Raw genomic sequence first — 13,132 nt, 5'->3', positions numbered from 1 at the left:
AAAATGAGTAGCGTAGAAATTCTCGTTCCCGATTTGCCTGAATCCGTAGCGGACGCAACGGTTGCAACCTGGCACAAAAAACCTGGCGACTCTGTGAGCCGCGATGAAGTACTGGTAGAGATTGAAACCGACAAAGTGGTGCTGGAAGTGCCTGCTTCCGCAGACGGCATTCTGGAAGCCGTGCTGGAAGATGAAGGTGCTACCGTCACTTCTCGCCAGATTCTGGGCCGCTTGAAAGAGGGCAACAGCGGCGGGAAAGAGACCGCGGCAAAAGCGGAAAGCAACGAGTCTACTCCGGCTCAGCGCCAGACAGCTTCGCTGGAAGAAGAGAGCAACGATGCGCTCAGCCCAGCGGTACGTCGTCTGATTGCTGAAAACAACCTCGATGCTGGCCAGATCAAAGGCACCGGCGTGGGCGGCCGTCTGACGCGTGAAGATGTGGAAAAACATCTGGCGAAGAAAGCCGACAGCGGCAAAGCAGCGCCAGCACCCGCCGCTGCGGCTGCACCGCAGGCTGCTGTGGCTAATCGCAGCGAAAAACGCGTACCGATGACGCGTCTGCGTAAGCGTGTTGCCGAGCGTCTGCTGGAAGCAAAAAACAGCACCGCCATGTTGACCACGTTCAACGAAATCAACATGAAGCCAATCATGGATCTGCGTAAGCAGTACGGCGATGCGTTTGAGAAGCGTCACGGCGTGCGTCTGGGCTTCATGTCCTTCTACATCAAAGCGGTGGTTGAAGCGCTGAAACGCTTCCCGGAAGTGAACGCGTCTATTGATGGCGAAGATGTGGTTTACCACAACTATTTCGATGTGAGCATTGCGGTTTCTACCCCGCGTGGTCTGGTTACGCCAGTGCTGAAAGATGTTGATGCGCTGAGCATGGCCGACATTGAGAAGAAAATTAAAGAGCTGGCGGTGAAAGGCCGTGACGGCAAGCTAACGGTTGACGAGTTGACCGGCGGTAACTTCACCATCACCAACGGTGGTGTATTCGGTTCGCTGATGTCTACGCCAATCATTAACCCGCCGCAGAGCGCGATTCTGGGCATGCACGCCATCAAAGAGCGCCCAATGGCGGTCAATGGTCAGGTAGTGATTCTGCCAATGATGTATCTGGCGCTCTCTTACGATCACCGTCTGATTGATGGTCGTGAATCCGTTGGCTATCTGGTCGCGGTGAAAGAGATGCTGGAAGATCCAGCGCGCCTGCTGCTGGACGTCTAAATTTCGCCGGGCGCGCGGAGTGACGGCGCGCCCAAAATCTTACCTGAATGGATAGAACATCATGAACTTACATGAATACCAGGCGAAGCAGTTGTTTGCACGCTATGGCATGCCAGCACCGACAGGCTACGCCTGCACCACGCCACGTGAAGCCGAAGAAGCCGCTTCTAAAATTGGCGCCGGTCCGTGGGTAGTGAAATGTCAGGTTCATGCCGGTGGCCGCGGTAAAGCGGGCGGCGTGAAAGTGGTTAATAGCAAAGAAGACATTCGTGCTTTTGCTGAGCATTGGTTGGGCAAACGTCTGGTGACCTATCAAACTGACGCGCACGGCCAGCCGGTAAACCAGATTCTGGTTGAAGCAGCCACGGATATCGATCAAGAGCTGTATCTGGGCGCGGTGGTTGATCGTGCAACCCGTCGCGTGATCTTCATGGCCTCGACTGAAGGCGGTGTTGAGATTGAGAAAGTGGCAGAAGAAACGCCACACTTGATCCATAAGATGGCACTGGATCCATTAGCGGGTCCACAACCGTATCAGGGCCGTGAGTTAGCATTCAAACTCGGTCTGACCGGTAAGCAAGTCAGCCAGTTCACCAAAATCTTCATGGGTCTGGCGACCATGTTCCTTGAGCGCGATCTGGCAATGGTTGAGATCAACCCGCTGGTGATCACCAAGCAGGGCGATCTGATCTGCCTCGACGGCAAATTGGGCGCAGACGGTAATGCACTGTTCCGTCAGCCGGAGCTGCGTGAAATGCGCGACCCGAGCCAGGAAGATCCACGTGAAGCGCACGCGACACAGTGGGAACTGAACTACGTTGCGCTGGATGGCAACATCGGCTGTATGGTGAACGGCGCCGGTCTGGCCATGGGCACCATGGACATCGTGAAACATCACGGTGGTGAGCCGGCAAACTTCCTCGATGTTGGCGGTGGCGCAACCAAAGAGCGCGTAACCGAAGCCTTCAAAATCATCCTGTCTGACGATGCGGTGAAAGCGGTATTCGTTAACATCTTCGGCGGCATTGTGCGTTGCGACCTGATTGCAGACGGCATCATTGGTGCAGTGGCAGAAGTGGGTGTGAACGTGCCAGTGGTGGTACGTCTGGAAGGTAACAACGCCGAGCTGGGCGCTAAGAAACTGGCGGACAGCGGTCTGAATATCATTGCAGCAACCAGCCTGACAGACGCAGCACAGCGTGTTGTCGCTGCAGCGGAGGGTAAATAATGTCCATTTTGATCGACAAAAACACCAAAGTCATTTGCCAGGGTTTCACCGGTGGTCAAGGGACGTTTCACTCTGAGCAGGCGCTGGCCTACGGTACGCAGCTGGTTGGCGGTGTAACGCCAGGCAAAGGCGGCACCACGCATCTCGGGCTGCCCGTGTTTAATACCGTGCGTGAAGCGGTAGAAGCGACCGGCGCAACTGCCACCGTGATCTATGTTCCGGCTCCGTTCTGCAAAGACGGTATCCTGGAAGCGATCGATGCAGGCATCAAGCTGATCATCACCATCACCGAAGGTATTCCAACGCTGGATATGCTGACCGTGAAAGTGAAGCTGGATGAAGCCGGCGTGCGCATGATCGGCCCGAACTGCCCAGGCGTGATCACGCCAGGCGAATGTAAAATCGGTATTATGCCGGGCCACATTCACCAGCCGGGCCGCGTAGGTATCGTCTCACGTTCAGGTACGCTGACCTATGAAGCCGTTAAGCAGACTACTGACATCGGCTACGGCCAGTCTACCTGCGTCGGTATCGGTGGTGACCCGATCCCAGGCTCTAACTTCATCGATATCCTGAAACTGTTCCAGGACGATCCACAGACCGAAGCGATCGTGATGATCGGTGAGATCGGTGGTAGCGCGGAAGAAGAAGCAGCTGCCTACATCAAAGCTCACGTGACTAAGCCGGTTGTCGGCTACATCGCGGGTGTGACTGCACCGAAAGGCAAGCGTATGGGCCACGCCGGCGCCATCATTGCCGGTGGTAAAGGCACCGCTGATGAGAAGTTTGCTGCGCTGGAAGCGGCCGGTGTGAAAACCGTACGTAGCCTGGCTGACATTGGTGACGCGGTTAAAGCGGTTCTGCCAATCAAATAAGCCATCATCGTAGTGATGTAAAAAGGCCACCTTCGGGTGGTCTTTTTTTTGGCAATATCCTGCTAAAAATCAGGGGAAAAAGCGCAACGGGTTAAAAAAGTGCGGCTATGCTTACTTTGGGTTCAAGGTAAAGAAGGGAAAAGGCGCTAGATCTCTGTCAAAGAATTGACGCGTAACTTTCCAGATAGAGGTTAAATAATTGCGGAAAAGGTAATTATATTCTTAATTTTACCAACTGGTTGTGACAACTAATTAACAACCATTCTTACACTACACATCTGGAAATTTATAGCCTTAATCCAGATCAATAAATAGCGAGTTATAGCAAACTTTACCACTGGCTAAGCGCGGGCCAACCGGTTTAAATTGCGCTGCATCAATTCAGTCTACTTCATAATATTTCAGGAGTTTGTGTCAGGCGTTGCTATATCAATTCTGTCGCCTCCTTAACTCACTTCTGCCTGAACCTGACTGAAAAGAGAGTTTATTTCGGGAAATTTTTATCACTGTTACTCGCTCACTTCGGGCAACAGGTTTCTCTGTTATCTCAGTAATAAAACTGGAATCAATAATCAGTCGTTCCTGAATCTAATTCTGCGCATCAATGTCAGTGTGTTTGCCGTTGTATCCGCAGAGCGAGTTTATGCGAGGAGCAAGGAGTCATCATGTTAGATATTGTCGAGCTGTCGCGTTTACAGTTTGCCCTGACGGCGATGTACCATTTCCTGTTTGTCCCATTAACGCTCGGTATGGCGTTTTTATTGGCAATCATGGAAACCGTATATGTCCTGACGGGGAAACAGATTTATAAAGATATGACCAAATTCTGGGGCAAGTTGTTCGGTATCAACTTTGCGCTGGGCGTGGCTACCGGTTTGACCATGGAGTTTCAGTTCGGTACCAACTGGTCATATTACTCACACTACGTCGGCGATATCTTCGGTGCGCCGCTGGCCATTGAAGGCCTGATGGCGTTCTTCCTCGAATCCACCTTTGTCGGCCTGTTCTTCTTCGGCTGGGATCGTCTCGGTAAGGTGCAGCACCTTGCAGTCACCTGGCTGGTCGCGCTCGGTTCTAATATGTCCGCGCTGTGGATTCTGGTAGCGAACGGCTGGATGCAAAACCCGATCGCTTCAGAGTTCAACTTTGAAACCATGCGCATGGAGATGCTGAGCTTCTCCGAGCTGGTGCTGAATCCGGTGGCGCAGGTGAAGTTTGTGCACACCGTTGCCGCCGGTTATACCGCGGGTGCGATGTTCATTCTTGGTATCAGCGCCTGGTATCTGCTGAAAGGGCGCGATATCGCCTTCGCAAAACGCTCTTTTGCTATTGCAGCCAGCTTCGGTATGGCGGCGATTTTGTCGGTGATCGTACTGGGTGATGAATCGGGTTATGAGATCGGCGATGTGCAGAAAACCAAACTGGCCGCGATTGAAGCGGAGTGGGAAACCCAACCGGCGCCAGCCGCGTTTACCCTGTTTGGTATTCCGGATCAGGAGACGCAAGAAAACAAATATGCGATTCAGATCCCTTATCTGCTCGGCCTGATTGCCACGCGTTCGGTCAATACGCCGGTTACCGGGCTCAAAGATCTGTTGGCGCAGCATGAAGTGCGTATTCGTAACGGCATGAAAGCGTATGCATTGCTGAACGAGTTGCGTGGGGGCAGTAAAGATCCGGCAGTACGCAGCCAGTTTGAAGCGAGCAAACAGGATCTCGGTTACGGCCTGCTGCTGAAGCGCTACACCGCTGATGTCGCCAACGCCACGGAAGAGCAAATTCAGCAAGCGAAACAGGATTCGATTCCCCGCGTTGCGCCGCTCTACTTCGCCTTCCGCATCATGGTGCTGGGTGGTGTGCTGATGCTGGGTATTATCGCGCTCTCATTCTGGAGCGTCATCCGCAACCGCATTGGCAAATCTCGCTGGCTGCTGAAAGCGGCGCTGTACGGTATTCCTTTGCCATGGATTGCGATTGAGTCGGGTTGGTTTGTCGCTGAATACGGTCGTCAGCCGTGGGCGATTGGTGAAGTGCTGCCGACCGCAGTCGCTAACTCATCATTAACCGTAGGCGATCTGCTGTTCTCGATGATTCTGATTTGCGGTCTTTACACCTTGTTCCTTGTGGCCGAGATGTACCTGATGTTCAAGTTTGCGCGCCTCGGTCCAAGCAGCCTGAAAACCGGCCGCTATCATCATGAAACGCTGAAGACATCATCTCAGCCGGTGCGTGGATAAGGAGAGCTACCATGTTTGATTATGAAGTTTTACGCTTTGTCTGGTGGCTGCTGATTGGTGTCCTGCTGATCGGTTTTGCCGTCACTGATGGCTTTGATATGGGCGTTGGTATGTTGACCCGTATTCTTGGGCGCACCGATACCGAACGTCGCATCATGATTAACAGCATTGCGCCACACTGGGACGGCAACCAGGTTTGGCTGATTACGGCGGGTGGTGCGCTGTTTGCCGCCTGGCCGATGGTCTATGCCGCTGCTTTCTCAGGCTTCTATGTAGCGATGATTCTGGTGCTCGCTTCACTGTTCTTCCGTCCGGTCGGTTTCGACTACCGTTCGAAAATTGAAGATATGCGCTGGCGTGGCATGTGGGATTGGGGCATTTTCATCGGCAGCTTTGTTCCGCCGTTAGTCATTGGTGTGGCATTCGGCAACTTGCTGCAAGGTGTGCCGTTCCATGCTGACGAATATCTGCGCCTCTTCTATACCGGCAACTTCTTCCAGCTGTTGAACCCGTTTGGTTTACTGGCCGGCGTAATCAGTGTGGCGATGATCCTGACCCAGGGTGCAACCTATCTGCAGATGCGTACTGCGGGTGATTTGCACTTGCGCAGCCGTACCACCGCGCAAATCACTGCGCTGGTGATGATGGTGTGTTTCATTCTGGCCGGTGTGTGGGTGAAATACGGTATCGACGGTTATGTGGTGAAGAGCGTCATCGATCATCACGCGGCATCTAACCCGTTGGGTAAAGATGTGGTGCGTGAAGCCGGTGCGTGGATGGTGAACTTTGAGCAAACACCGGTGCTGTGGCTGTTTCCGCTGTTAGGTGTGGTGCTGCCGCTGCTGACTATTCTCTGCTCGCGTCTGGAGAAGGGTGCCTGGGCATTCATCTTCTCTTCACTGACGCTGGCTTGCGTTATTATGACGGCGGGTATTGCGATGTTCCCGTTCATCATGCCATCCAGCACCGTGCCGGGCATCAGCCTGACAATGTGGGATGCCACATCTAGCTTGCTGACGCTGAAAGTAATGACCATTGCTGCCATCATCTTTGTACCCATTATCCTGGCGTACACCGCCTGGTGTTATTACAAGATGTTTGGCCGTATCACCAAAGAACACATTGAGAGCAATACGCACTCCCTGTACTGATTAAGGAGATTGAGCATGTGGTATTTTGCCTGGATTCTTGGCACCTTGCTGGCCTGTGCGTTCGGTGTGATTACGGCGCTGGCGCTGGAGCATGTAGAAGAGAGCAGCGCGAAGGACGAACAAGTCTGATGCGCGCACTGATTCAGACACTCTATCGTCTGATGGACAAGGGCCCACTGCGGGCCCTTTCGCTCATCCTTGCGCTGTGGCTGGCGGGCTGTGTGATCTGGCAGCCATCGCGCTTCGCCGCACGGACCAGTGATTTAGCAATATGGCATGGATTAGTGCTGATTTGGGCAGTGTGCGCGGGCGTGGTGCACGGTACTGGATTCCGACCGCAGCGCCTACGCTGGCAGGCACTGTTTTCACCGTTGCCAGCGATGCTGGTGCTGCTGACAGGAATAGTCTGGTTCTACCATTAAGTCCTGTCTCAGGACTTAAAATTGCTGTTTTTTCAGGCGTTGACGTGAGTTTTTGTCAGTGCCAGGTCAAGAAACATCCCAAAAATCCTTCCAGTTGTTAACGTGTGATAATTATTTTCTCCTGGCTCTGGCGGACCATTCCCAAGCCGATCTCTCTTGCGTATAGTAGCAACGTTTAAAATGAGACCGGGATGTAGAGTGAGTACAACGCTGTTTCGCTGGCCGGTTCGTGTCTATTACGAAGACACCGATGCCGGTGGTGTGGTTTACCATGCCAGTTATCTTGCTTTCTATGAACGAGCACGTACCGAAATGTTGCGCCAGCGCCATTTCAATCAGCAAGTCCTGTTGGAAGAGCAGGTGGCTTTTGTGGTACGACGCATGACAATCGATTTTGTTGCGGCTGCCCGTCTGGACGATCTTCTGGAAATTCAAACAGAAGTGACCTCAATGACGCGTGCAACTATGACGTTCTCGCAGCGTATCGTGAATGCAGAAGGCAAAGTGCTAAATGAAGCAGAAGTCCTGATTGCCTGCATCAACCCACATCTAATGAAGCCAATTGCGCTTCCCAAGTCTATTGTCGCGGAGTTCAAGCAGTGACTGACATGAATGTTCTTGATTTGTTCCTGAAGGCGAGCCTTCTGGTCAAACTTATCATGTTGATTTTGATCGGCTTTTCTATTGCCTCATGGGCGATCATTATTCAGCGTACGCGCATTTTGAATGCGGCGGGGCGCGAAGCCGAAGCGTTTGAGGATAAGTTCTGGTCGGGTATCGAGCTGTCACGCCTGTATCAGGAAAGCCAGGGACGCCGTGATGAACTGAGCGGATCTGAGCAAATTTTCTATTCAGGTTTCAAAGAGTTTGCGCGTTTGCATCGTGCTAATAACCATGCACCGGAAGCGGTGGTGGAGGGCGCGAGCCGTGCGATGCGTATCTCCTTCAATCGTGAACTGGAAACGCTGGAAAACCACATTCCTTTCCTTGGCACCGTGGGTTCCATCAGTCCGTATATCGGTCTGTTCGGTACGGTGTGGGGGATCATGCACGCCTTTATCGCCCTCGGTGCGGTAAAACAGGCAACGTTGCAGATGGTTGCGCCGGGTATCGCTGAAGCGTTAATCGCAACGGCCATCGGTCTGTTCGCGGCTATTCCTGCCGTTATGGCGTACAACCGTCTGAACCAGCGCGTTAACAAGCTGGAACAGGGCTACGACAACTTTATGGAAGAGTTCACGGCTATCCTGCATCGTCAGGCTTTCTCCACCGACAACACGAAGTAAGTCGAGGTTTACGATGGCCAGAACCCGTGGTCGCGGTAAGCGCGACCTTAAGTCGGAAATCAACATTGTTCCACTGCTGGACGTACTGTTGGTGTTGCTGCTCATCTTTATGGCAACCGCGCCGATTATTACCCAGAGCGTAGAAGTGGATCTGCCGGATGCGACAGATTCGAAAACCGTCTCAACTGATGATAATCCACCGGTGATTGTTGAAGTGGCTGGCGTTGGCCAGTACAGCCTGGTAGTGGATCACGATCGTATGACGCAGCTGCCGCCGGAGCAGGTGGTAAGCGAAGCGCAGCGCCGGATTGAAGCCAATCCGAAAACGGTCTTCCTGATCGGCGGTGCGAAAGACGTGCCTTACGACGAAATCATCAAGGCGCTGAACCTGTTACATCAGGCCGGCGTGAAATCTGTCGGTTTGATGACGCAGCCGATTTAAAGCGAACCGTTTTTGGGAACCGAGAGTGTCGAAGGCAACCGAGCAGAACGACAAGTTAAAGCGCGCGATAATTGTTTCGGTGATTCTGCACATCGTGCTGATCGCCTTACTGATTTGGAGCTCGTTTAACGAAAAAATCGAATCCAGCGGCGGTGGCGGCGGCAGTGATATTGACGCAGTGATGGTCGATTCAGGCGCCGTGGTTGAGCAATATAACCGCCAGCAGAATCAGCAACGAGACAGTCAGCGTGCCGAGCAGCAGCGGCAAAAACAGTCGCAGCAGCAGGCCGAAGAGTTACAGCAGAAACAAGCTGCCGAGCAGCAACGCTTGAAAGAGATGGAAAAAGAGCGCTTGCAGGCACAGCAGGAAGCCAAAGAGCAGGCCAAACAGCAGGCTGAGCAACAGAAAGCCGCTGAAGCCGCCGCTAAGCAAGCGCAGGAACAGCAGAAAACCGCCGAAGCGGCTGCCGCGAAAGCCAAAGCGGATGCCAAAGCAGAAGCGGACGCGCAGGCAAAAGCGGCCGCCGATGCCAAAGCCAAAGCGGTAGAAGAGGCTAAGCAAGCCGCGGCTGATGCGAAGAAGAAAGCCGAAGAGCAAGCGAAAGCGGCTGCTGCTGAAGCGGCGAAAGAGAAAGCGGCACAACAGGCGAAAGCCGCCGCAGAATCGAAAGCCAAAGCGGACGCTGAAGCGAAAGCCCAGGCTGCTGCCGATGCGAAGGCGAAAGCAGCTCAGGAAGCGAAAGAGGCCAAAGAGCAAGCGGCGGCTGAGGCGAAAGAGAAGGCCGCTGCAGAAGCGAAAGAGAAAGCTGCAGCAGAGGCGAAAGCCAAGGCCGATGCGGCTGCCAAGGCAAAAGCGGATGCGGCGGCGAAAGCCAAGGCAGCGGCGGATGCGAAGAAAAAGGCAGCAGCTGAAGCGGCGAAAAACGAAAGTGACGTCGATAACCTGTTAGGTGGTTTATCTTCTGGTAAGAACGCACCGAAAAGCGGTACCGCTTCGGGCGGCGCGGCTGGGCAGGGCAATCAGAAGAAGTCTGGCGCATCGGGTGCAGACATTAGTAATTATGCAGGCCAAATCCAGGCAGCAATCAAAAGTAAATTTTATGATTGGGAAAGCTTTAAGGGCAAAACCTGTACTTTGCGTATTCAGCTGATGTCAGACGGTACTGTGGCTGGCGTTAAATCTGAAGGAGGCGACCCGGCACTTTGCCAGGCTGCGGTTGCAGCTGCTCAGCAGGCTCGTATTCCTAAGCCGCCGAGCCAGGAAGTTTATCAGGTGTTCAAAAACGCACCTCTGGATTTCAAGCCTCAATAAATGCAGTAACGTACGGCAGGTTGAACTAAGGTTAGCTTGCCGTACTCTATGAGTACTCGTGTTTTTCAGGAACTGTGCGAATTATCATGAACCTCTGGTTCAGGTAAGGGAGATAAGATGAAGCAGGCACTTCGTGTAACCTTAGGTTTTTTTGTACTGCTGTGGGCAGCCATGCTCCATGCAGAAGTACGTATTGAAATTACGCAGGGCGTTAACACCGCACGTCCTATTGGTGTGGTTCCGTTCCAATGGGCTGGCCCAGGCGCGGCACCAGAAGACATCGGCGGCATTGTTAGCGCTGACTTACGCAACAGCGGTAAATTTAACCCGCTGGATCGTTCTCGTCTGCCACAACAACCCACCAGCGCGCAGGAAGTACAGCCTGCAGCGTGGAGTGCATTAGGTATTGATGCAGTCGTTGTCGGTCAGGTAACCCCTAACGCTGACGGCAGCTATCAAATTGCCTATCAGCTGGTGGATACCGGTGGTGCCCCAGGTACCGTGTTGGCCCAGAACTCTTATAAAGTGACTAAGCAGTGGCTGCGTTATGCCGCGCACACCGCCAGTGATGAAGTGTTCGAGAAGCTGACGGGCATTAAAGGTGCATTCCGTACCCGTATCGCTTACGTGGTCCAGACCAATGGCGGTCAGTTCCCGTATGAGCTGCGCGTGTCGGATTACGATGGCTACAACCAGTTTGTGGTTCACCGCTCACCGCAGCCATTGATGTCGCCAGCCTGGTCGCCAGATGGCAGCAAAGTGGCCTATGTGACCTTCGAAAGCGGCAAATCTGCGCTGGTAGTGCAGACGCTGTCTAACGGCGCAATCCGTCAGGTAGCTTCTTATCCGCGTCACAACGGTGCGCCAGCCTTCTCACCAGACGGTTCCAAACTGGCCTTCGCGCTGTCGAAAACCGGTAGCCTGAACCTGTACGTGATGGATCTGGCTTCAGGTCAGACGCGTCAGGTTACAGATGGCCGCTACAACAGCACTGAACCGACGTGGTTCCCGGATAGCCAGACGCTGGCTTATACCTCGGATCAGGCCGGTGCGCCTCAGATTTATAAAGTTGGAGTTAACGGCGGTGCGCCACAACGTATTACCTGGGAAGGTGCGCAAAACCAGGATGCGGACGTGTCAACTGACGGTAAAACGATGGTGATGATCAGCAGCGCCGGTGGCGCTCAGCATGTCGCCAAACAGGATCTGGTAACGGGAGCCGTTCAAACAATAACGGACACGTTCCTGGATGAAACGCCAAGTCTGGCGCCAAACGGCACAATGGTAATCTATAGCTCTACTCAGGGGATGGGTTCCGTGTTGCAGTTGGTTTCAACCGACGGGCGTTTCAAAGCGCGTCTTCCGGCAACTGATGGACAGGTCAAATTCCCTGCCTGGTCGCCGTATCTGTGATGCATAGGTCCCCTGCACGGCGGGGGATTAAAATGTATGGCAAACAAAATAATAGGATAAAGAAATGCAACTGAATAAAGTGCTGAAGGGTTTGATGCTGGCTCTGCCGGTTATCGCAGTAGCTGCATGTAGCTCACACAAAAACAACAACAACGATCAGACTGGTATGGGCGCTAACGACGGTGCTTACGGTGCTGGTGCGGGCCAGAACGGTAACATGTCTTCTGACGAGCAAGCGCGTCTGCAGATGCAGCAGCTGCAGCAGAACAACATCGTTTACTTCGGTCTGGACAAGTATGACGTGCAGTCTGATTACGCTCAGATGCTGGATCAGCACGCTGCATTCCTGCGTGGCAACCCGTCTTACAAAGTGACCATCGAAGGTCATGCGGATGAGCGCGGTACCCCAGAATACAACATCGCCCTGGGCGAACGTCGTGCAAGCGCCGTTAAGATGTATCTGCAAGGCAAAGGCGTTTCTGCTGACCAGATGTCTATCGTGTCTTACGGTAAAGAAAAACCAGCTGTACTGGGTCATGACGAAGCGGCTTACGCTAAAAACCGTCGTGCCGTACTGGTTTACTAAGATAATCGTATGATGAGTAACTTCAGACTTCATCTATTGAGTCTGTCGTTACTGGTTGGTTTAGCGGCCCCCTGGGCCGCTAATGCCCAGGCGTCAATCAGTAGCGTTGGCTCAGGCTCGGTCGAAGACCGCGTCACCACTCTTGAACGTATCTCTAATGCCCAGGCTCAGCTTCTGCAGCAGTTGCAGCAGCAGATGAGCGATAACCAAAGCGATATCGATTCGCTGCGCGGGCAAATCCAGCAAAATAGCTATCAGCTCAATCAGGTGATTGAGCGCCAGAAACAGCTTTATCAGCAGATCGATAGCCTCAGCTCCGGCAGCAACGGTGCCCAGGCGAGCGGTGGTGCCGATGCTGCTGCAGCGGGCGCAGCGACCTCTGATAGCGGCAGCAACAACAGCGCCACTGCGGCAGCGCCAGCTCAAACCGGCGATGCCAATACGGACTACAATGCTGCCGTTGCGTTGATTCTGGAGAAGAAGCAGTACGATCAGGCGATTACCGCCCTGCAGGCTTGGGTGAAGAAATATCCTGATTCTACCTATCAGCCGAACGCCAACTATTGGCTTGGTCAGCTGTTTTACAACAAGGGTAAAAAAGACGATTCCGCTTACTATTTTGCCACAGTGGTAAAGAATTATTCGAAATCGCCAAAAGCCCCAGAAGCGCTGTTTAAAGTTGGCGTGATCATGCAAGAGAAGAATGACACGGCGAAAGCCAAGGCCGTCTTCCAGCAAGTGATCAAACAATTCCCAAATAGTGATTCTGCGAAGCAGGCGCAAAAACGCCTTGCCGGGTTGTAATTTGTGCATAAAAGACCGGATTTCGTGTGATTTCTGGTCTTACAGCATGAAAGGTAAGCAATTGAGACATTTAGTGGAAAATAAGGGTTGCGCCGCCCCGCTAAATCAGTAATATATGCCGCCGTTGCCGGGACATATCTTAACAAGTA

General features: G+C 53.2%; 14 protein-coding genes. All 14 read left to right on the top strand.

Features of this window, described 5'->3' with window-relative positions:
* Window positions 1–3: 3 nt before the first annotated feature.
* The 14 genes from odhB (at window position 4) to cpoB (ending at window position 12,983) form a co-directional block, all read left to right on the top strand.
* Window positions 4–1,227: a 2-oxoglutarate dehydrogenase complex dihydrolipoyllysine-residue succinyltransferase gene (gene odhB / locus WFL93_RS03505; RefSeq protein ID WP_007890647.1), complete on the top strand. Its 1,224-nt coding sequence runs from the start codon at window positions 4–6 to the stop codon at window positions 1,225–1,227.
* A gap of 61 nt (window positions 1,228–1,288) precedes the next feature.
* Window positions 1,289–2,455, top strand: coding sequence for an ADP-forming succinate--CoA ligase subunit beta (gene sucC / locus WFL93_RS03500; RefSeq protein WP_007890646.1), 1,167 nt, complete (start codon window positions 1,289–1,291; stop codon window positions 2,453–2,455).
* Complete coding sequence (gene sucD / locus WFL93_RS03495) at window positions 2,455–3,330, top strand: succinate--CoA ligase subunit alpha (protein ID WP_007890645.1); 876 nt, start codon at window positions 2,455–2,457, stop codon at window positions 3,328–3,330. The genes sucC and sucD overlap by 1 nt, the downstream gene beginning before the upstream one ends.
* Before the next feature lie 665 nt (window positions 3,331–3,995).
* Window positions 3,996–5,567 carry a cytochrome ubiquinol oxidase subunit I gene (gene cydA, locus WFL93_RS03490; RefSeq protein ID WP_336777255.1) on the top strand — a complete coding sequence of 524 codons (1,572 nt, stop codon included), beginning with the start codon at window positions 3,996–3,998 and terminating at the stop codon, window positions 5,565–5,567.
* Window positions 5,568–5,578: 11 nt separating this feature from the next.
* On the top strand, window positions 5,579–6,718 hold the full coding sequence (gene cydB, locus WFL93_RS03485; RefSeq protein WP_049850913.1) for a cytochrome d ubiquinol oxidase subunit II: 1,140 nt from the start codon (window positions 5,579–5,581) through the stop codon (window positions 6,716–6,718).
* A gap of 15 nt (window positions 6,719–6,733) precedes the next feature.
* The gene (gene cydX, locus WFL93_RS03480; protein WP_007890642.1) at window positions 6,734–6,847 is read left to right on the top strand and encodes a cytochrome bd-I oxidase subunit CydX; all 114 of its coding nucleotides are present in this window, start codon (window positions 6,734–6,736) and stop codon (window positions 6,845–6,847) included.
* The gene (gene ybgE / locus WFL93_RS03475) at window positions 6,847–7,140 is read left to right on the top strand and encodes a cyd operon protein YbgE (RefSeq protein WP_007890641.1); all 294 of its coding nucleotides are present in this window, start codon (window positions 6,847–6,849) and stop codon (window positions 7,138–7,140) included. The genes cydX and ybgE overlap by 1 nt, the downstream gene beginning before the upstream one ends.
* A gap of 180 nt (window positions 7,141–7,320) precedes the next feature.
* Window positions 7,321–7,743: a tol-pal system-associated acyl-CoA thioesterase gene (ybgC, locus tag WFL93_RS03470; protein WP_191322252.1), complete on the top strand. Its 423-nt coding sequence runs from the start codon at window positions 7,321–7,323 to the stop codon at window positions 7,741–7,743.
* Window positions 7,740–8,426 carry a Tol-Pal system protein TolQ gene (gene tolQ, locus WFL93_RS03465; RefSeq protein WP_007890639.1) on the top strand — a complete coding sequence of 229 codons (687 nt, stop codon included), beginning with the start codon at window positions 7,740–7,742 and terminating at the stop codon, window positions 8,424–8,426. The genes ybgC and tolQ overlap by 4 nt, the downstream gene beginning before the upstream one ends.
* 13 nt (window positions 8,427–8,439) lie before the next feature.
* Window positions 8,440–8,868 carry a colicin uptake protein TolR gene (gene tolR, locus WFL93_RS03460; RefSeq protein ID WP_007890638.1) on the top strand — a complete coding sequence of 143 codons (429 nt, stop codon included), beginning with the start codon at window positions 8,440–8,442 and terminating at the stop codon, window positions 8,866–8,868.
* A gap of 25 nt (window positions 8,869–8,893) precedes the next feature.
* On the top strand, window positions 8,894–10,180 hold the full coding sequence (gene tolA / locus WFL93_RS03455; protein WP_049850915.1) for a cell envelope integrity protein TolA: 1,287 nt from the start codon (window positions 8,894–8,896) through the stop codon (window positions 10,178–10,180).
* A 117-nt stretch (window positions 10,181–10,297) separates the two neighbouring features.
* Entirely contained in the window at window positions 10,298–11,593 is a 1,296-nt protein-coding gene (gene tolB / locus WFL93_RS03450) for a Tol-Pal system beta propeller repeat protein TolB (RefSeq protein WP_007890636.1), read from the top strand.
* Between the two features lie 64 nt (window positions 11,594–11,657).
* A complete protein-coding gene (gene pal, locus WFL93_RS03445; RefSeq protein ID WP_007890635.1) occupies window positions 11,658–12,179 on the top strand; it encodes a peptidoglycan-associated lipoprotein Pal in 522 nt (173 codons plus the stop codon).
* Between the two features lie 9 nt (window positions 12,180–12,188).
* Window positions 12,189–12,983 carry a cell division protein CpoB gene (gene cpoB / locus WFL93_RS03440; protein WP_036621514.1) on the top strand — a complete coding sequence of 265 codons (795 nt, stop codon included), beginning with the start codon at window positions 12,189–12,191 and terminating at the stop codon, window positions 12,981–12,983.
* Window positions 12,984–13,132: the final 149 nt, after the last annotated feature.

The organism is Pantoea sp. USHLN256 (genome assembly GCF_037149875.1).
Taxonomy (GTDB): domain Bacteria; phylum Pseudomonadota; class Gammaproteobacteria; order Enterobacterales; family Enterobacteriaceae; genus Pantoea; species Pantoea nemavictus.
Note: the sequence above shows the minus strand (reverse complement) of the source record. Positions and strands in the feature narration are given on the sequence as shown.